The sequence below is a fragment of the Rhodopseudomonas sp. genome (assembly GCF_048594845.1).
In the GTDB taxonomy this organism is placed as follows: Bacteria; Pseudomonadota; Alphaproteobacteria; order Rhizobiales; family Xanthobacteraceae; genus Rhodopseudomonas.
In genome coordinates this window covers 1-16,867 of record NZ_JBMDXE010000306.1, presented here as the reverse complement: position 1 = coordinate 16,867, position 16,867 = coordinate 1, and the positions used below count along the sequence as shown (strand labels likewise).

Genomic DNA, 16,867 nt, shown 5'->3' with positions numbered 1-16,867 from the left:
GACGGCCATGGACGAGGCAGCGCAGACCAACGAGTCGTTAAAGACTCTTCCATCGCTGTCACATGTCAGTCCGAACTTTATCTGGGGTGTTTCGACCGCGAGCTTCCAGATCGAGGGCGCGGCGAACGAAGACGGCCGCGGCCCCAGCATCTGGGACACCTATTGCCGCACCGGGCAGGTGGCTAATAACGACACCGGCGATGTCGCCTGCGATCACTATCATCGCTACAAGGAAGACGTCGCGCTGATGAAGGCGCTCGGGCTGCAGGCCTATCGGTTCTCGATCGCCTGGCCGCGTGTGCTTCCGCAAGGCACCGGCGCCGTCAACGAAGCCGGCCTCGCCTTTTACGACCGGCTGATCGACGAACTCGTTGCCGCCGGCATCGAGCCCTGGATCTGTCTGTATCACTGGGACTTGCCGCAGGCGCTCGAGGATCGCGGCGGCTGGCTCAACCGCGACATCGTCGGCTGGTTCGCCGACTACGCGCGCCTGATCGGGCACCGCTACGGCCATCGCGTCAAACATTTTGCCACCTTCAACGAGCCGGGCATCTTCAGCCTGTTCGCACGTTCGTTCGGGGCGCGCGATCGCACCGCCGACGACAAGCTGCATCGCTGGATCCATCACGTAAACCTCGCCCACGGCGCCGCGGTCGATGCGCTGCGCGAGACTGTCAAGGACGCCAAGATCGGGCTGGTCAGCAACTATCAGCCGATCTATCCGTCCAGCGACAAGCCTGAGGACGTCGCCGAGGCCGCGCTGATCGGCGACTACTGGAATCGCGCGTTCACCGATCCGCAATATCTCGGCGAGTATCCCGCCCTGATCCGCGATGCGATCGCGCCGCACGTTCGGCCGGGCGATATGCAGGCCATCTTCCGCCCGCTCGACTGGATAGGCGTCAATCACTACAGCCCGGTCTATATCAATTCCGACCCCAACGCGATCGTCGGGCTCGGCTGGGGCCCGAAGCCCGAAAGCATCCCGCGCACACCGATCGACTGGACGATCGAGCCCGACGCGTTCCGCGATACGTTGATCGAAGTCAGCCGCCGCTACGGCAAGCCGGTCTACGTCACCGAGAACGGCTTCGGGTCGACGCTGGAGAAGCTGGATGCCGATGGTGAGGTCATTGATCCCGGCCGCATCGCATTTCTACGTGATTACATCTCTGGGCTCGACGCGGCACTCGACGCCGGCGCCGACGTTCGCGGCTATTTCGTCTGGTCGCTGCTCGACAATTTCGAATGGGAGTCGGGCTACGGCGTGCGCTTCGGCCTCGTCTATATGGACTATCCGACGTTACGGCGGATCCCGAAGGCGTCGTTCGCCTGGTATGCCGACGTCATCCGCCACGCGCGGAGCGCTACGACGGCATAGCGGCCGGCGTGTCGCTCTGCTCCGGCATGTTGTCGATCGCGGCGATCAGCGCCGCGACACGGTTGGCGGACGAGCGCCAGTCGGCGATACGCTGATAATTGTCCACCAGCCAATTGACGGCCCCCTGCACCGTGACGAAAGCAGCGGCGCTCTGTGTGACTTCGCCCAGCGACATTGCGCCGCTGAGATATTTCGGGAAGCACAGGAAATATGCCGCCACCGGCGCGAACAGAAAGTTGGCGTGCGACACCAGCGTCATATCGACGAGCTGCCAGCACAGGTCCCGCCATGAGCGCAGCACGGCCTGCAGCCGGCGGTCGAGCTTGTCCATCCACTTGGTCTCGCGACCGTTGCCGCCCGGATCACAGCCGCGCAGCACTTCGGCAGCGGCGCGGAATTCGGCCTCGTTCTGATTGCGCTGCTCGCTGATGCTGGTCATGCGACGTCCGAACCACAGCATCAATGCGGTCATCATCGTCGAGTAGGCGACCACCCCGAGCACCAGATAGCCGGGGATGTCGATGCGGCTGCCGAACAGCTGGATGCCAATGCTGCCGCCGACGCTCCACAGCACGCCGAAGAAGGTCAGCGCCGTCAGCACCGACGACAGCAGCGCCAGAATCAGATCGACGGGCGCATCGGTGGCGACGCGGACGTCCTCGGCGAGACGGTATTCCGGATTTTCAGCGTTGTGATCATGGCCGTTCATCGGCGCCGCATGGCTGCGATGCTCCCAGCGCTCCAGGATCGCACGCGTCATCGACTCGCGCCATTTGCGCTGCCCCGTCATCCGCGCCCAGACCGAGGTCGCGGCGAGCAGAATGCTGGTGGAAGCCAAGGCCAGAAACACGAAAGTTTGAGTCCAGAGCTCGCCCCCGTCGCGTCGCTCCAGCGCGTCAAAAAAGTGCCTATTCCATTGGTTTAGATAGAACTGCACCGCCAATTGGGCGAGCACGACGCCGATCATCACGACCATCAGGCCGACCACCCGGGGCTTGCCGCCGAGCCAGAAGCGCTGCGACAATTGCCAGAACTCGGACAGGTTGTGGCCGTTCGAGTCGTTATGTGAGAAGAGACCCATGGCGCGAGATATAAATCCCGAAGCCGCGGCTTGGGAAGCGATCCGGGCTACCCAATGCGTCTAGTCTCGCGGCTTAGTCCATGTAGTCGCATCGTCGATCTATTCAACTCAGGGGAGTTCACAGGGTGAGTGCAGATCCAGCTCTGGTGCGGGAGACCGCGTGCGCGGTCGTGGATAAGCTGAAGGCCGGCGAGGTCACACCGCTCGATCTGCTGGACACGCTGGAGCAGCGGATTGCCGAGGTCGACGGCGCCGTCAACGCGCTGCCGACGCTGTGCTTCGACCGCGCCCGCAGCCATGCTGACGAACTGATGAAGAAGCCGGTCGCCGAACGCGGCGTTCTTGCCGGCCTGCCGTTGCCGATCAAGGACCTCACCGCGGTTGAAGGCGTGCTCACCACGCTGGGCTCGCCGATCTTCAAGGACAACGTGCCGGCGCAGTCGGACCTGCTGGTGACGCACCTGGAGAGCAACGGCGCCTTAGTCTACGCCAAGTCCAACACGCCGGAGTTCGGCGCCGGCGCCAACACCTTCAACGAGGTGTTCGGCGCGACGCGCAATCCGTGGGATCTGTCGCGTTCGGCGGCGGGCTCGTCGGGCGGCGCTGCGGCGGCACTGGCGTCAGGCACCGCCTGGCTGGCGCACGGCTCCGACATGGGCGGCTCGCTGCGCAATCCGGCGAGCTTCTGCGGCATCGTCGGCCTGCGGCCGAGCTTCGGCCGCGTCGCGCACACGCCGTCGGTGGCGATCGACCGCAATCTCGGCGTCCAGGGGCCCATGGCCCGCAATGTCGAGGACGTCGCGCTGCTGCTCGACGCGATGAGCGGCGAGTATCCGAACGACCCGCTGTCGATCCCCTCGCCCGCGACCTCCTTCCTCGCCGCGGCGAAGTCGCGCACCAAGCCGCTACGCGTCGCCTATTCGCCCGACCTCGGCATCACGCCGGTCGATCCCGAAGTCGCCGCCGTCACCCGCAAGGCCGCCGAGCGTTTCGCCGAAGCCGGCGTGATCGTCGAGCAGGCGCAGCCCGATCTGTCCGAAGCGCACGAATGCTTCCAGACGCTGCGCGCGTTCGACTTCGCCATCAATATGGCGAAGCTGCTGCGCACCAAGCCGGACCTGCTGAAGCCGGAAGTGATCTGGAATATCGAGCAGGGCCTCAAGCTCACCGTCGACGATCTCGCCAAGGCCGAGGCGCAGCGCGTCACGCTGACCGCGCGGGCGAACGAGTTCTTCAAGACCTACGACCTGCTGCTGTGCCCGGCGACGATCACCGCGCCGTTCCCGGTCGAGCAGCGCTATCTCGCCGAGTGCAACGGCCACACCTTCGACAACTACATCGAATGGCTCGGCATCGTTTATGCGATCACGCTGGTGTGCTGCCCGGCGCTGTCGCTGCCCTGCGGCTTCACCGCCTCGGGCCTGCCGGTGGGCCTGCAGATGGTCGCGCGTCCCCGCAACGAAGCCGGCCTGCTCGCCGGCGCCGCTGTGCTCGAGGATATCCTCGGCATCCGCGGCGCGACGCCGATCGACCCGCGGCCGGCGCCCGCCAGCCTCTGAGACCACCCGGACACTAGCGGTTGTGACGCGCTGTGCTAGTCTTGGCGCGTCACTACAACCCGACCTGCCATCAAGGCGGGCGATGAGGAAACGCCGCATGTCCGAACCGCTCAAGATCCACGTCGATCAGGACAAGTGTCAGGGCCACGCGCGCTGCAAGGCGCTGGCTCCGGAGTTGTTCGACCTCGACGATTACGGCAATGCCCACGAGAAGGGCGACGGGGCCGTTCCTGCTGAACTGACCGACAAGGCCTGGCTCGCTAGGTCGAATTGTCCGGAAGTTGCGATCGAGGTCAGCGAGAGCTGACCTTTTTTGCATCGCACGAACCGCGGCGCAGACCGCAGCAGCAACGCATCCCGAGGAAACGCCGAATGACCGAGCGACCGCCCGTCACCGACTGGATTCACGACTTCGACCACACCGACCCGCGCTGGACCGAGAACCCCTACCCCATCTGGGACGAACTGCGCAGCGCCAGTCCCGTCGTCCACACCGACCGCTTTCTCGGCTGCTACATGCCGACCACCTTCGCGGCGGTGAAGGAGATCTCCTACGACACCGAGAATTTCTCGTCGCGCCGGATCATCGTCCGCGAAGTCCGCTCGGCCTCGCCGCCGCCGGCGCCGCCGATCACGTCCGATCCGCCCGAGCACAAGCCTGCCAAGCGTCTGCTGCTGCCACCGTTCACGCCGGATGCGGTGGCCAAGCTCGAGCCGCGCGTTCGCACAATGTGCAACGAACTCATCGACGCCTTCATCAGCGACGGCAGCTGCGACGCCGCAGCGGCGTACAGCAAGCACATCCCGGTCAAGACGATCTGCCATATGCTGGGCATTCCGGAGAGCGACAGCGACGTCTTCATCCGCTGGATTCACGAGATCCTCGAACTCGGCATCAAGGACGACGCGATCCTGATGAAGGCGGTGTTCGAGATGAGTACGTACTTCGCCGGCCACATAGCCCAGCGCAAACAGCAGCCGACCGACGACCTGATCACGACGCTGATGAATGCCCGCGACGACAACGGCCAGCCGCTGTCCGACGCCCACGTGCTCGGCTCCCTGCGGCTGTTGCTGATCGCCGGCATCGACACCACCTGGAGCGCGATCGGCGCCGCGCTGTGGCATCTGGCGACGCATCCCGACGATTGCGCGCGGCTGGTCGCCGAGCCCGAGCTGATGCCAACCGCGATCGAGGAATTCCTGCGTGCCTATTCGCCGGTGACGATGGCGCGCGAGGTGGTCAAAGACACCGCGATCGCCGGCTGTCCGGTCAAGGCGGGGAACATGATGCTGCTGTCGTTTCCCGTCGCCAATCGCGATCCGTCGATTTTTCCGGACGCCGACCGCGTCAAGATCGACCGCAAGGAGAACCCGCATGTCGCCTTCGGGCTTGGCATTCATCGCTGCGTCGGATCAAATCTCGCCCGCATGGAGATGACGGTCGCGCTCGAAGAGTGGCTGAAGCGGATTCCGCAATTCCGGCTCGATCCGACCAAGCCGGTGCGCTGGTCGGAGGGAACGGTGCGCGGGCCGCGGCAGTTGCCGCTGCTGCTCGGCCGACCGAACTAATCGCAGGAGGACCATGTCGGACGAAGCAGACCCGCCGGAGTCCAAGCTCACCCGCAGCAAGCAGCGCTGGGCCGCCGAAGGCAAGTTTCTCACTGGGCGCCACGCGCGCCCGGACGAGCAACGCCTGCCGCCGGGCCAGCATCTCACGCAGGACTGGCCGGTGCTCGATCTCGGCACCACGCCGCCGATCAGCCGCGAACGTTGGCGGCTCGACGTCTACGGCGCGGTGGCACAGCCGCTGTTCTGGGACTGGGCGCAGTTCATGGCGCAGCCGCAATCCGACTTCGTCTCGGACATCCACTGCGTCACCACATGGTCGCGCTACGACAATCGCTGGCAGGGCGTTTCCACCCGCGATCTGCTCGAGGCCTGCCAGCCGCACGACCAGGCGCGACACGTCGTGCTGCACAGCTACGACGGCTACACCACCAACCTCGCGCTGGACGATTTCGCCGCACCGGACGCGCTGATCGTGCATGCCTGGTCAGGCGAACCGCTCGAGCCCGAGCACGGCGGTCCGGTGCGGCTGGTGGTGCCGCATTTGTACTTCTGGAAGAGCGCCAAGTGGCTACAGGCGATCGAATTCCGCACCGACGACGCGCCCGGCTTCTGGGAAGTCCGCGGCTATCACAATCGCGGCGATCCGTGGCAGGAACAGCGCTACTCGGACGATTGATCGCGTCGCCCTTCTCGCCACCTCTCGCCATTCCGTGGCGCGGGCGCAGCCCGCGAGCCCGGAATCCATATCCCCTGCCCGCAGAGATGTGATTACGGCGCTGCCACGCGGTGCTTTAAGGGCAATGTCAGGGGTTATGGATTCCGGGCTCGCGCTTCGCGCGCCCCGGAATGACGACAGGAGCGCCTATGCCGACCGAACGTTTTCAATTCACCGGCAGCGGTGGCCATCAGCTTGCCGCGGCGCTCGACCTGCCGGAGACTGCGCCGGTCGCGTTCGCGCTGTTCGCGCATTGCTTCACCTGCAGCAAGGACAACCTCGCGGCGCGGCGGATCGCAACGGCGTTGGCAGCGCGCGGCATCGCGGTGCTGCGCTTCGATTTCACCGGCCTCGGCGCCAGCGAGGGGGGGTTCGAGAACGCGACGTTCTCCTCCAATGTCGCCGATCTCGTCCACGCCGCCGATCATCTGCGAGAAGTGTATCAGGCGCCGACGCTGCTGGTCGGCCACAGCCTTGGCGGCGCCGCGGTCCTGGCCGCCGCAGCACAGATCCCGGAGGCCAAGGCGGTCGCGACCATCGCGGCGCCATCTGATCCTTCGCATGTCGCGCATCTGTTCGCCGAGCATATCGACACGATCCGTACCGAGGGCAGCGTCGAGGTGACGCTCGCCGGCCGGCCCTTCACCATCAAGCGTGAGTTTCTCGACGACGCCGCCGAGCACAATCTGCTGGCGCATGTCGCAAAGCTACACAAGGCGCTGCTGATCCTGCACGCGCCCGGCGACGACACCGTCGGCATCGACAACGCCACAAAACTGTTCCTTGCCGCCAAGCATCCCAAGAGCTTCGTCTCGCTCGACCACGCCGACCATCTGCTCGGCGATCGCCGCGACGCGAACTACGCGGCCGACGTGATCGCCGCCTGGGCCGAGCGCTATCTCGACGCGCCGCAGCCGGCGGCGATGCCGGCCGGCGCGCCGGAAGTGCCGCGCCTCGTCACCGTGCAGGAAACCGGCAATGGCAAGTTCCAGCAGCGGGTCGCGGTCGGCCCGCATCGCTCGCTGGCGGACGAGCCGGTGGCGGTCGGCGGCGCCGATTCCGGGCCAGGCCCGTACGATCTGTTGCTGTCGGCGCTCGGCGCCTGCACCTCGATGACGGTGCGGCTCTATGCCGACCGCAAGCAGCTGCCGCTGGAGCGGACCACCGTAACGCTGAGCCACGCCAAGATCCACGCCGAGGACTGCGCTGATTGCGAGACCAAGGTCGGCCTGCTCGACCGCATCGAACGCGTCATCGCCTTCGAGGGCGACCTCGACGCCGAGCAGCGCGCCAAGCTGATCGAGATCGCCGACAAATGCCCGGTGCATCGCACGCTGACCTCCGAAGTGAAGATCGTGACGCGCGCCGCCGATTGACGCCACGGCACCGTCACGCAACACTGCGAAAAAACAAGTCGGGAGGCGACGATGCCGGCGGTGCCGCGGATCGATCCGAAGACGATTTTCACCGCAGATGAATGGGCGCGGCTGACGCACCGCAGTTCCGCGCGCGGGCTATGGTTGGTCGCGCATGCCTGGGGCACGATCGTCCTGGCGATCGCGCTGGTGACGCTGTGGCCGAACCCGCTGACGTGGCTCATCGCCGTGATGATCGTCGGCACGCGTCAGCTCGGACTGGCCATCCTGATGCACGAGGCGGCGCATGGCGGGCTGCATCGCAATCGAAGCTCAACGAATGGATCGGGCAATGGCTGTGCGCCGTGCCGGTCGGCGCCGACCTGCCCGCCTATCGCCGCTATCATCTGCAGCATCACAAATACACGCAGCAGCCCGAAGATCCGGATCTCGTGCTATCAGCCCCGTTTCCGATCAGCAAGGACAGTTTCGTTCGCAAAGCAGCCCGCGATCTCACCGGGCAGACCTTCGTCAAACAACGCCTGCCGCTGTTGAAGGCGCTGTTCGCCCCTCGCGGGGCCGGGGACAATGTCGAACACGAGAGTTTCGTCGCCACCGGCGCCGATCGCACCAAGCGCTTTCTCGCGGCGAATGCGGTGTTGCTCGTGCTGTTCTGGCTCTGCGGCGCGGGCGTCTGGTATCTGGGCGTGTGGCTGGTGGCCATGGCGACCTGGTTGCCGCTGGTCACGCGAATTAGGAATATCGCGGAGCATGCCTGCACGTCGACGAGCGCCGACCCGTTCACGCAGGCCCGGACGACGCTCGCGAACCCGCTCGAGCGGGCGTTCATCGCCCCCTATTGGGTGAACTACCACGCCGAGCATCATCTGTTCATGTATCTGCCCTGCTACAACCTTCCCGAAGCGCACCGCTTGCTGCGCGACAAGGGCCTGGTTGGCCGGGTGACGGTGGCGCCGTCGTATCTCGACGTGCTGAGACTCGCCACGGCGCGTCAACGCGCTGTGCCGGCGGAGTGACAAGCAACGTAGCCTGTCCTCAGGCGGGTTGCTCAGCTGCGAGACTTGTTCGGTTTGGTTCTACTCCGGTCGCAGGATGACGCGGTCGCGGGACGAGGCGGCGACGGACTGATAGGCAGCTTGGGCCTGATCCAGCGGATAGATCGCGCTGGGCACGATCGGGAATGGTCGAAGCGCGCCGCTGGCGAAGCCTGGACCCAACGCGCGTAACACCTCGCCTGTCGCGATCGAGGAAAAGCCCAGCGTGTCGATGCCGACAAACGTATGCTGCGCGCGGTAGAAGGCGAGGATGTCGAACTCGACGATACGCTTGACGGCGGCGATCAGGATCTGGCGGCCGCGCAGGCCGAGCGCGGCGTTGGCGGCGGCGAAGTACGGATCGCCGACGGTGTTGAACACGACGTCGGCCCCCTTGCCACCGGTGAGTTCGCGGATGCGCGCGGCGACGTCGACGGACGACGAATCGATCATCTCGACCAGCGCGCTGGCGTGGCCCGCATAGGGCTCGGCCTTGCGCGCGACGCCGATCACGCGGGCGCCGCGCCAGCTGGCGATCTGTGCGGCGGCCTGGCCGACCTTGCCGTTGAGGCCCATGATCACCCGGGTTTCGCCGCTCGCCAGCGCCGCGCGGCGCAGGCCTTCGGCGGCAGTGACGAACGGCACGCCGATCCCGGCCGCCTCCTCCCACGACACGCTCGCCGGCTTCTCGACCAGCGCCGCGGCCTCGACAACCAGATGCGTCGCATGTGTGCCGTCGCGGCGGATGCCGAGATCACCGGACGAGCCGAACACGTCGCGGCCGATCCAGTCGGTCGGGCCGTCGATCACCACGCCCGCGTAGTCGCGACCAGGTGTGCGCGGAAACACCGCGTAGGGCATCAGCCCGGTCGCGGCCTTGACGTCGGACGGATTGACCGCGGCGGCGCGCAGTTCGATCAGCACCTCGGTCTCCGCGCGGCGTGCTAGCGGCAAATGATCTACCGCCGGCGCGATCGCGGCGGCGTCGCTCACCTTGGCATTGAGGCGGACGCAGCGCGCCTCGACGGTCTTGAAGGCGGGAGTGGCGGCTTCAGTCATCGGCATCGACTCCGGCAGGCACGCGCATTGCGCGCCGTGTTCTGCCAGATTTCTCCGCTGCCTGCTATGCGGCCGGCCGAGAGCTCATCGTCAGCAGATCATAGCGCGCCACCGGCTCCCCGTTCTGGTTGACGACCTCGACGTCCCAGCGCACTTCGCCGTATTCGGGACGGCGCGCCGGCGATTTCTGCTTCACCGTGAGCTTCACCTTGATGGTGTCGTCCGGTGACACAGGCTTGAGGAAGCGCAGATTGTCGAGACCGTAATTGGCCAGCAACGGGCCCGGCGCCGGATCGACGAACAGGCCGGCAGCGAAGGCCAGGATCAGATAGCCGTGCGCGACGCGGCCGGGGAAGAACGGATTGGCCTTGGCGGCGGCCTCATCCATGTGGGCGTAGAAGGTGTCACCGGTGAAGTTAGCGAAGTGCTCGATGTCGTCGAGCGTGATCGGCCGGCTCGCGGTCTCGATGCTCTGGCCGATTTCGAGCTGGTTGTAGTTGAGCTTGAACGGATGCACCTCCGTCGCGGCCGCCGCCGCGCCGCGGCCCCAGACGCCGGTGAGCTTTGCAAGCCGACGCGGCGACGCCTGGATCGCGGTGCGCTGCATGCAGTGATGCACGCTGCGCAGGCCACCGAGCTCCTCGCCGCCGCCAGCGCGGCCCGGGCCGCCGTGCAGCAGCGCCGGCAGCGGCGTGCCGTGGCCGGTCGATTCCGCCGCGTCGTCGCGGTCGACGATCAAGAGGCGACCGTGGAACGGCGCGAGGCCGAGGATCGTCTGCTCGGCAACGGCGTCATCGTAGGTGAACAGCGAGGCGACCAGACTGCCCTCACCGCGCCGGACCAGTTCGATCGCCTGATCGATAGTGTCATAGGCCAGCACGGTCGCGACCGGGCCGAACGCTTCGGTGTCGTGGACTTTCCGCGCGCTCATGGGGTCACGCGCGCGCAGCAACACGGGGGACATGTAAGCGCCGGCCTCCGTGTCGATGCCCTCGCCCGCGCAGGCGGCTGGATCGCCGAACACGATCTCGGCCTCGCGCTGTAGCGTCGCGATCGCGGCGCGGACCGCCTCGCGCTGGCCGCGGCTGACCAGCGGGCCCATCGCCTTGTCGTCTGCGCGCGGATCGCCAAGCCTCACCTCCGCAAGCTTGGTTTTCAGCGCATCGATCACCGCGCTTTCCTGCGCACGCGGCACCAGCACGCGGCGGATCGCGGTGCATTTCTGCCCGGCCTTGGCGGTCATTTCGCGGACGATCTCGCGCACGAACAGATCGAATTCCGGATCGGCCGGCGTGATGTCGGGACCGAGCACAGCGGCGTTAAGCGAGTCGCGCTCGGCGACAAAGCGGATGCTGTGGCGCGCCACATTCGGATGCGCGCGCAGCTTCTCAGACGTCTCCAGCGAGCCGGTGAAGGCGATCAGGTCCTGGCCGCCGAGATGATCGAGAAGATCGCCGAGCCCGCCGCACACCAGTTGTAGCGCCCCTTGCGGCAGCAGCTTGGATTCGTCGATCAGCTTGACCAACGCCTCGGTGACGTAAGCCGTCGCGGTCGCCGGCTTGGCGATCACCGGCACGCCGGCCAGCAGCGCCGGCGCCAGCTTTTCCAGCAGGCCCCAGCACGGGAAGTTGAAGGCGTTGATATGCACGGCGACGCCGTGCAGCGGCGTCAGGATGTGCTGGCCGACGAAGCTGCCGCGCTTCGAAAGGGCTTCCACCTCGCCTTCGGTGATGAAATTCGACTCCGGCAATTCACGTCGGCCGCGCGACGCGAACGCCGCGAGCGTGACCAGACCGCCGTCGATGTCGATGGCGTTGTCGCCGCGCGTGGCGCCGGTGTCGGCGGCGAGCGCATAAAGCTGCTCCTTGCGCTCGCTCAAGTAAGCGCCGAGCGCTTTCAACATGTCTGCGCGCCGGTGAAAATTCATCGCGCGCAAATTCTTGCCGCCGACTTCGCGGGCATGTTGCACCAGCGCGGCGAAATCGAGCCCGGCGCTGGAGACGCGCGCGACGACGTGGCCGTCGATCGCGCTCGGAATGTCGACCAGCCCCTGCGCCGGCGTCACCCATTGGTCGCGCGCAAAACTCTGCAGCGTGTGGCTCATGGTCGTCCTCCCCTTTTCGCGACGGCCTTGTTGATGCGGTTTGACGTCCGCGCCGGCCGTTGACACGATGATCCGTTGGCATAATAATTGACTGACCGATCGTTCAATTCAAGAGGCTTTCGCAGCCCGGGACGACGAGGGAGAGAAACGTGACCGACGCCCCGACAGCTACGGGTCTGTCGCCCGACGCGCTGGCGCGCGCCTGCGCCGATGCGATGTGGGCCAACGACCACGCCAGCAAGGCGCTCGGCATGGAGATCGTCGCCATCGGCGCCGGCTGCGCGACTCTGGCGATGACGATCACCACCGAGATGGTCAACGGCCACGGCATCGCCCATGGCGGCTTCATCTTCACCCTCGCCGACAGCGCCTTCGCCTACGCCTGCAACTCGCGCAACGACAACACCGTCGCGGCGCAGGGCCAGATCACCTTCATCCGCCCGAGCAAGCTCGGAGCAAAGCTGATCGCCAGCGCCCGCGAGATCAACCGCGCCGGCCGCTCCGGCATCTACGACGTCCAGGTCACTTCCGCCGGCACGGTGATCGCCGAATTCCGCGGCCATTCGCGGTCGATCGGCGGAACGCTGGTGCCGCCGACTGAGCCCCAATCACGCTGAGGGAAAACGCCATGGTCGCGACTGTCCACCAGATCAAGCCGGCCGGCACCGCCGCCGAACTCGATGATGCCGAGCGCGCCTCGCGCGACGAGATCGTCGCGCTGCAGACGGGGCGCCTCGCCTGGTCGCTCAGGCACGCCTACGACAACGTCGCGCACTACAAGGCCGCGTTCGATCGCACCGGCGTGCATCCGTCGGACTTTCGCGAGCTGAGCGACCTGTCGAAATTCCCGTTCACGACCAAGCTCGATCTACGCGACAACTACCCGTTCGGCATGTTCGCAGTGCCGCGCGAACAGCTGGTGCGCGTCCACGCCTCGTCAGGCACGACCGGCAAGCCGATCGTGGTCGGCTACACCGCGAACGACATCGAGACCTGGTCGAGCGTGATGGCGCGCTCGCTGCGCGCGGCCGGCGCGCGGCGCGGCATGATCCTGCACAACGCCTATGGCTACGGCCTGTTCACCGGCGGGCTCGGCGCACACTACGGCGGCGAGAAGCTCGGCTGCACCGTGGTGCCGATCTCCGGCGGCATGACCGAGCGGCAGGTGCAGCTGATCAACGACTTCAAGCCGGACGTCATCACCGTGACGCCGAGCTACATGCTGGCGATCCTCGACGAATTCAAGCGCCAGGGCCTCGATCCGCGGCAGTCATCGTTGAAGTACGGCGTGTTCGGCGCCGAGCCGTGGACCAATGCAATGCGCGCCGAGATCGAGCAGGCATTCGACATGGACGCGACCGATATTTACGGCCTGTCGGAAGTTATGGGTCCCGGCGTCGCGCAGGAATGCGTCGAGACCAAAGACGGCCTGCATATATGGGAGGATCACTTCTATCCGGAAGTGATCGATCCGGTGACCGGCGCAGTGCTGCCCGACGGCGAGAAGGGCGAACTGGTGTTCACCTCGCTGACCAAGGAAGCCTTCCCGGTGGTCCGCTATCGCACCCGCGATCTGACGCGGTTATTGCCGGGCACGGCGCGGCCCGGACTACGCCGCATGGAAAAAATCACCGGCCGCTCTGACGACATGATCATTCTGCGCGGCGTCAACGTGTTTCCCACCCAGATCGAGGAAGTCCTGCTCGCCACCGACTGGTGCGGCGGCCACTTCATCATCGAACTGACCCGCGACGGCCGCATGGACGAGATGACCGTGCTGGCCGAGGCGCGGCCGGAGAGCTGGGACGGCGCCGGGATGGTGCCGCATGCGGAGCGCGTGGCGGCATATATCAAGAACACGATCGGGATTTCGACAAGCGTGAAGGTCGTGCCGCCCGACACGCTGGAGCGCTCGCTCGGCAAAGCCAAGCGCGTGTACGACAAACGGCCGAAGGGATAGTCGCGTTCGCGCGTCGGCTTTCACCTCCGTGCCCCGGACAAGCCGCGGCAACGCCGGCGGCGCAGAGCCGGGGCCCCGGTTAAGCGCCCCGCAAGCATCGATGTGATTGATCCAGGCGCGCACAGCCAACAAGAACGTTTCACCGCGCTCTCAACAAGTAACCGGGGTCCCGCATCTGCGAAGCAGCGCTCCGCGCTGCATCGCGTGCGGGACAGGAGCCCTCTCATTTGTCATTGCGAAGAGGCGCAGCCGACGAAGCAATCCAGCTCGGCACACTGAGCTGGATTGCTTCGCTTCGCTCGCAATGACGGGGTAAGGGCATATCCCAACAATTACGCCCTCACGTTCGTCATTCCGGGGCGTGCAGCGAAGCTGCGCGAACCCGGAATCCATAGCCCCTGTGCTCATGTTGGGCACGGCGGCGTGGAACAGGCTCAACGACATAGCCGCGACTGCGGGGCGTATGGATTCCGGGCTCGCGCTTCGCGCGCCCCGGAATGACGAACTTTGAGTCAGTCGTCTGCGCTGTGGGCCTCACAGGTGATCGTAGTCCACCACCACCCGCGCTGTCGTCGGCTTGGCCTGGCACGTCAGCACGAATCCCGCCGCGAGTTCCCACGGCTCCAGCGAGTAGTTGAGCTCCATCGGCGCTTCGCCTTCGACCAGTTTGGCGCGGCAGGTGGAGCACATGCCGCCTTTGCAGGCGAAGGGCAGATCGACGCCGGCGCGGAGCGCCGCGTCGAGGATGGATTCGCCGTCGGCGACCGGAACTTCGCGGCGCTTGCCGTCGATGATCAGCGCGGCGATCGCCTTCGGCGGCGCGCCGGGGGTGACGACCGTCTTGGGGCGCGGCTTGCCGCCGAGGCCTGAGACGAAGCGTTCGACATGGATGCGGTCCTCGGCGATCCCGAGTTCACGGCACGCCGCTTCGACATCGTCGGCCATCCCGGTCGGGCCACAGACGAAGACGTGATCGACGCCCGCCGCCGGCAGCATCGCGGTGAGCAGCAGCCGCACCTTGTCGCGGTCGAGCCGGCCCTGCATCACCGGGACATCCTGCTCCTCCTGCGAGAGCACATGGAACACCGCGAAGCGCTGCAGATAGCGGTCCTTCAGCGCTTCGAGCGTGTCGCGAAACAGGATCTGCTCGGTGGTGCGGTTGCCGTAGAACAGGAAGAACCGGCTGTCCGGATCGCGCGCCAGCACCGACTTGATCAGCGACAGGATCGGCGTGATGCCGCTGCCGGCGGCGAAGCCCACATAGGTGCGCGCCTCGCTGTCGGCGTGGGCGGCGCCGAACCGTCCGGTCGGCGTCATCACATCGAGCGTGTCGCCGGTTTTCAGCTCCTCGGTCGCCCACACCGAGAACGCGCCGCCGTCGACCTTCTTCACCGCGATGCGCAATTCGGCGTCATCCGGACCGGAGCAGATCGAATAGGATCGCCGCACCTCCTCGCCGTCCATCGTGGTGCGCAGCGTCAGATACTGGCCGGGCGCGAACCGATAGGCGTCGGCCAACTCCGGCGGCACGGTGAACGCCAGCGAGACCGCGTCGCGGCCCTCGCGGCGCAAATCGGCGATGGTCAGCGGATGAAAGCGCGGGATGGTGGCGGAGACATTCATGGCGGCGCTCAATGGCACTTGAAGTAATCGAACGGCTCGCGGCAGCTCTTGCAGCGCCATAGCGCCTTGCAGGAGGTCGAGCCGAATTCGGAGAGCTGCTCGGTGTCGACCGAACCGCAGCGCGGGCACGCGACGTCGAGCGCGCCGAACAACGCGCGGCGGCTGGACGATTGCAGCGGCGGCGCGATGCCGTAGTCCTTCAGCTTGGCGCGTCCGTCCGCGCTCATCCAGTCGGTGGTCCAGGCGGGCGCCAGCACGGTCTTGACCCGCGCATCGGCGATGCCGGCGCGCGCCAGCGCGGTCTCGATTTCCAGCGTGATCATGTTCATCGCCGGACAGCCGGAATAGGTCGGCGTGATCGTGACTTCGACGCGGCCCTCGTCGACGCGCACCTCGCGCAGCACGCCGAGGTCGGCGATGGTCAGCACCGGGATTTCCGGATCGACCACCGTGGCGGCAGCGTCCCAGGCGCGGGCGCGCAACTCGGCGTCGCTGTCCGTCAGCGTCACCATGTCTGGCCCGGAAAGGTCCGCTGCATGTATTGCAGCTCGGTGAGCAGCCGGCCGAGATGCTCGCTGTGCCGCCCGCTGCGGCCGCCGCGCTGCACCCATGTGCCGGTCGGCAGCGTCAGCGTGGCCTCACGCAGCACCGCGCTGATCGTGGCCTGCCAGGTGTCGCGCAGGCCGGCCGGGTCGATCGCGACGCCGGTTTCGATCAGCCGCTGCTCGCTCGTGTCGGCGTCAAACAGCTCGCCAGCGAAGGACCACAGCGCGTCGATGGCGTCCTGCGCGCGCCGGTGGCTTTCGGCGGTGCCGTCGCCGAGCCGGATCATCCATTCGGAGGCGTGGCGGAGGTGATAGGCGCTCTCCTTCTCCGACTTGGCGGCGATCGCCGCCAGCGTCGGATCGGACGAGCGCATCATCGCACGCCAATACGGATCGGCGAACGCCGAGTAATAGAATTGTCGAGCGATGGTGCGGGCGAAGTCGCCGTTGGGCTGCTCGACCAGCAGCAGGTTCTGGTAGTCGCGCTCCTCGCGTAAGTAAGCGAGCTGATCCTCGCCGCGGCCTTTGCCCTCGACCGTGCCGGCGTAGCTGTACAACTCGCGCGCCTGCCCAATCAGATCGAGCGCGATGTTGGACAGCGCCATATCCTCTTCCAGCATCGGCGCATGGCCGCTCCATTCGGACAGCCGATGCCCGAGGATCAGCGCATCGTCGGCGCGGCGCAGGGCGTAGGTGAAGAGCGAGGATTCGGTGATTTCGATCGCGGCGGGCATGTCTGATCAATGTCCTTCTGGCACAACGATGCGTCGCCGCGCGGCGGGCGGTCTCCCTCTCCCCGCCTGCGGGGAGAGGGTCGGGGTGAGGGGGCGTCGCCGCGCGGCCGAGCGGCGCGGCTGC

General features: G+C 66.4%; 14 protein-coding genes and 1 pseudogene. 9 read left to right on the top strand and 6 right to left on the bottom strand.

Going from position 1 to position 16,867, the window contains the following annotated elements; translation table 11 throughout:
- The first annotated feature begins 7 nt into the window (after nucleotides 1-7).
- Nucleotides 8-1,381, top strand: a complete 1,374-nt coding sequence (locus ACOJTD_RS20045; protein WP_420134618.1) for a GH1 family beta-glucosidase — start codon at nucleotides 8-10, stop codon at nucleotides 1,379-1,381.
- On the opposite strand, the gene ACOJTD_RS20040 is transcribed toward ACOJTD_RS20045, so the two are convergent.
- A complete protein-coding gene (locus tag ACOJTD_RS20040; RefSeq protein ID WP_420134617.1) occupies nucleotides 1,368-2,462 on the bottom strand; it encodes an SbmA/BacA-like family transporter in 1,095 nt (364 codons plus the stop codon). The genes ACOJTD_RS20045 and ACOJTD_RS20040 overlap by 14 nt on opposite strands.
- Nucleotides 2,463-2,587: 125 nt before the next feature.
- Here ACOJTD_RS20040 and ACOJTD_RS20035 point away from each other — a divergent pair, with 125 nt between their 5' ends.
- From ACOJTD_RS20035 to ACOJTD_RS20010, 6 genes and pseudogenes are all read left to right on the top strand, one after another.
- Complete coding sequence (locus ACOJTD_RS20035; RefSeq protein WP_420134616.1) at nucleotides 2,588-4,021, top strand: amidase; 1,434 nt, start codon at nucleotides 2,588-2,590, stop codon at nucleotides 4,019-4,021.
- A gap of 97 nt (nucleotides 4,022-4,118) precedes the next feature.
- The gene (locus ACOJTD_RS20030) at nucleotides 4,119-4,328 is read left to right on the top strand and encodes a ferredoxin (RefSeq protein ID WP_054160575.1); all 210 of its coding nucleotides are present in this window, start codon (nucleotides 4,119-4,121) and stop codon (nucleotides 4,326-4,328) included.
- Between the two features lie 65 nt (nucleotides 4,329-4,393).
- Nucleotides 4,394-5,593 carry a cytochrome P450 gene (locus ACOJTD_RS20025; protein ID WP_420134615.1) on the top strand — a complete coding sequence of 400 codons (1,200 nt, stop codon included), beginning with the start codon at nucleotides 4,394-4,396 and terminating at the stop codon, nucleotides 5,591-5,593.
- Between the two features lie 13 nt (nucleotides 5,594-5,606).
- On the top strand, nucleotides 5,607-6,269 hold the full coding sequence (locus tag ACOJTD_RS20020; protein ID WP_420134614.1) for a sulfite oxidase-like oxidoreductase: 663 nt from the start codon (nucleotides 5,607-5,609) through the stop codon (nucleotides 6,267-6,269).
- 188 nt (nucleotides 6,270-6,457) lie between these two features.
- Nucleotides 6,458-7,684: an alpha/beta fold hydrolase gene (locus ACOJTD_RS20015; RefSeq protein ID WP_420134613.1), complete on the top strand. Its 1,227-nt coding sequence runs from the start codon at nucleotides 6,458-6,460 to the stop codon at nucleotides 7,682-7,684.
- A gap of 51 nt (nucleotides 7,685-7,735) precedes the next feature.
- Nucleotides 7,736-8,700, top strand: a pseudogene (locus tag ACOJTD_RS20010) (fatty acid desaturase family protein).
- Nucleotides 8,701-8,760: 60 nt separating this feature from the next.
- Here the strand turns inward: ACOJTD_RS20010 and ACOJTD_RS20005 are convergent.
- Together ACOJTD_RS20005 and paaZ are read right to left on the bottom strand one after the other, a co-directional pair.
- On the bottom strand, nucleotides 8,761-9,777 hold the full coding sequence (locus ACOJTD_RS20005) for a quinone oxidoreductase family protein (protein ID WP_420134612.1): 1,017 nt from the start codon (nucleotides 9,775-9,777) through the stop codon (nucleotides 8,761-8,763).
- A gap of 64 nt (nucleotides 9,778-9,841) precedes the next feature.
- Nucleotides 9,842-11,881, bottom strand: a complete 2,040-nt coding sequence (gene paaZ, locus ACOJTD_RS20000) for a phenylacetic acid degradation bifunctional protein PaaZ (RefSeq protein WP_420134611.1) — start codon at nucleotides 11,879-11,881, stop codon at nucleotides 9,842-9,844.
- A 215-nt stretch (nucleotides 11,882-12,096) separates the two neighbouring features.
- On the opposite strand from paaZ, the gene paaI reads away from it, so the two are divergent.
- Nucleotides 12,097-12,498 carry a hydroxyphenylacetyl-CoA thioesterase PaaI gene (gene paaI, locus ACOJTD_RS19995; RefSeq protein ID WP_420134629.1) on the top strand — a complete coding sequence of 134 codons (402 nt, stop codon included), beginning with the start codon at nucleotides 12,097-12,099 and terminating at the stop codon, nucleotides 12,496-12,498.
- Between the two features lie 11 nt (nucleotides 12,499-12,509).
- The gene (gene paaK / locus ACOJTD_RS19990) at nucleotides 12,510-13,841 is read left to right on the top strand and encodes a phenylacetate--CoA ligase PaaK (protein ID WP_420134610.1); all 1,332 of its coding nucleotides are present in this window, start codon (nucleotides 12,510-12,512) and stop codon (nucleotides 13,839-13,841) included.
- A gap of 534 nt (nucleotides 13,842-14,375) precedes the next feature.
- Here paaK and paaE read toward each other — a convergent pair.
- Genes paaE through paaC form a run of 3 tightly spaced genes read right to left on the bottom strand, consistent with a single transcriptional unit; the run spans nucleotide 14,376 to nucleotide 16,743 of the window.
- The gene (gene paaE / locus ACOJTD_RS19985; RefSeq protein WP_420134609.1) at nucleotides 14,376-15,464 is read right to left on the bottom strand and encodes a 1,2-phenylacetyl-CoA epoxidase subunit PaaE; all 1,089 of its coding nucleotides are present in this window, start codon (nucleotides 15,462-15,464) and stop codon (nucleotides 14,376-14,378) included.
- A gap of 8 nt (nucleotides 15,465-15,472) precedes the next feature.
- Nucleotides 15,473-15,976 carry a 1,2-phenylacetyl-CoA epoxidase subunit PaaD gene (gene paaD / locus ACOJTD_RS19980; RefSeq protein ID WP_420134608.1) on the bottom strand — a complete coding sequence of 168 codons (504 nt, stop codon included), beginning with the start codon at nucleotides 15,974-15,976 and terminating at the stop codon, nucleotides 15,473-15,475.
- The gene (paaC, locus tag ACOJTD_RS19975) at nucleotides 15,970-16,743 is read right to left on the bottom strand and encodes a 1,2-phenylacetyl-CoA epoxidase subunit PaaC (RefSeq protein WP_420134607.1); all 774 of its coding nucleotides are present in this window, start codon (nucleotides 16,741-16,743) and stop codon (nucleotides 15,970-15,972) included. The genes paaD and paaC overlap by 7 nt, the downstream gene beginning before the upstream one ends.
- Nucleotides 16,744-16,867: the final 124 nt, after the last annotated feature.

Bases quoted from the DNA above. Each gene is read 5' to 3' on its own strand.
- ACOJTD_RS20015 (WP_420134613.1), top strand. From the start codon at position 6,458: ATGCCGACCGAACGTTTTCAATTCACCGGCAGCGGTGGCCATCAGCTT.
- paaZ (WP_420134611.1), bottom strand. From the start codon at position 11,881: ATGAGCCACACGCTGCAGAGTTTTGCGCGCGACCAATGGGTGACGCCG.
- paaD (WP_420134608.1), bottom strand. From the start codon at position 15,976: ATGGTGACGCTGACGGACAGCGACGCCGAGTTGCGCGCCCGCGCCTGG.
- ACOJTD_RS20025 (WP_420134615.1), top strand. From the start codon at position 4,394: ATGACCGAGCGACCGCCCGTCACCGACTGGATTCACGACTTCGACCAC.
- ACOJTD_RS20045 (WP_420134618.1), top strand. From the start codon at position 8: ATGGACGAGGCAGCGCAGACCAACGAGTCGTTAAAGACTCTTCCATCG.
- paaI (WP_420134629.1), top strand. From the start codon at position 12,097: ATGTGGGCCAACGACCACGCCAGCAAGGCGCTCGGCATGGAGATCGTC.
- ACOJTD_RS20005 (WP_420134612.1), bottom strand. From the start codon at position 9,777: ATGACTGAAGCCGCCACTCCCGCCTTCAAGACCGTCGAGGCGCGCTGC.
- paaK (WP_420134610.1), top strand. From the start codon at position 12,510: ATGGTCGCGACTGTCCACCAGATCAAGCCGGCCGGCACCGCCGCCGAA.
- ACOJTD_RS20020 (WP_420134614.1), top strand. From the start codon at position 5,607: ATGTCGGACGAAGCAGACCCGCCGGAGTCCAAGCTCACCCGCAGCAAG.
- ACOJTD_RS20040 (WP_420134617.1), bottom strand. From the start codon at position 2,462: ATGGGTCTCTTCTCACATAACGACTCGAACGGCCACAACCTGTCCGAG.
- paaE (WP_420134609.1), bottom strand. From the start codon at position 15,464: ATGAATGTCTCCGCCACCATCCCGCGCTTTCATCCGCTGACCATCGCC.
- paaC (WP_420134607.1), bottom strand. From the start codon at position 16,743: ATGCCCGCCGCGATCGAAATCACCGAATCCTCGCTCTTCACCTACGCC.
- ACOJTD_RS20030 (WP_054160575.1), top strand. From the start codon at position 4,119: ATGTCCGAACCGCTCAAGATCCACGTCGATCAGGACAAGTGTCAGGGC.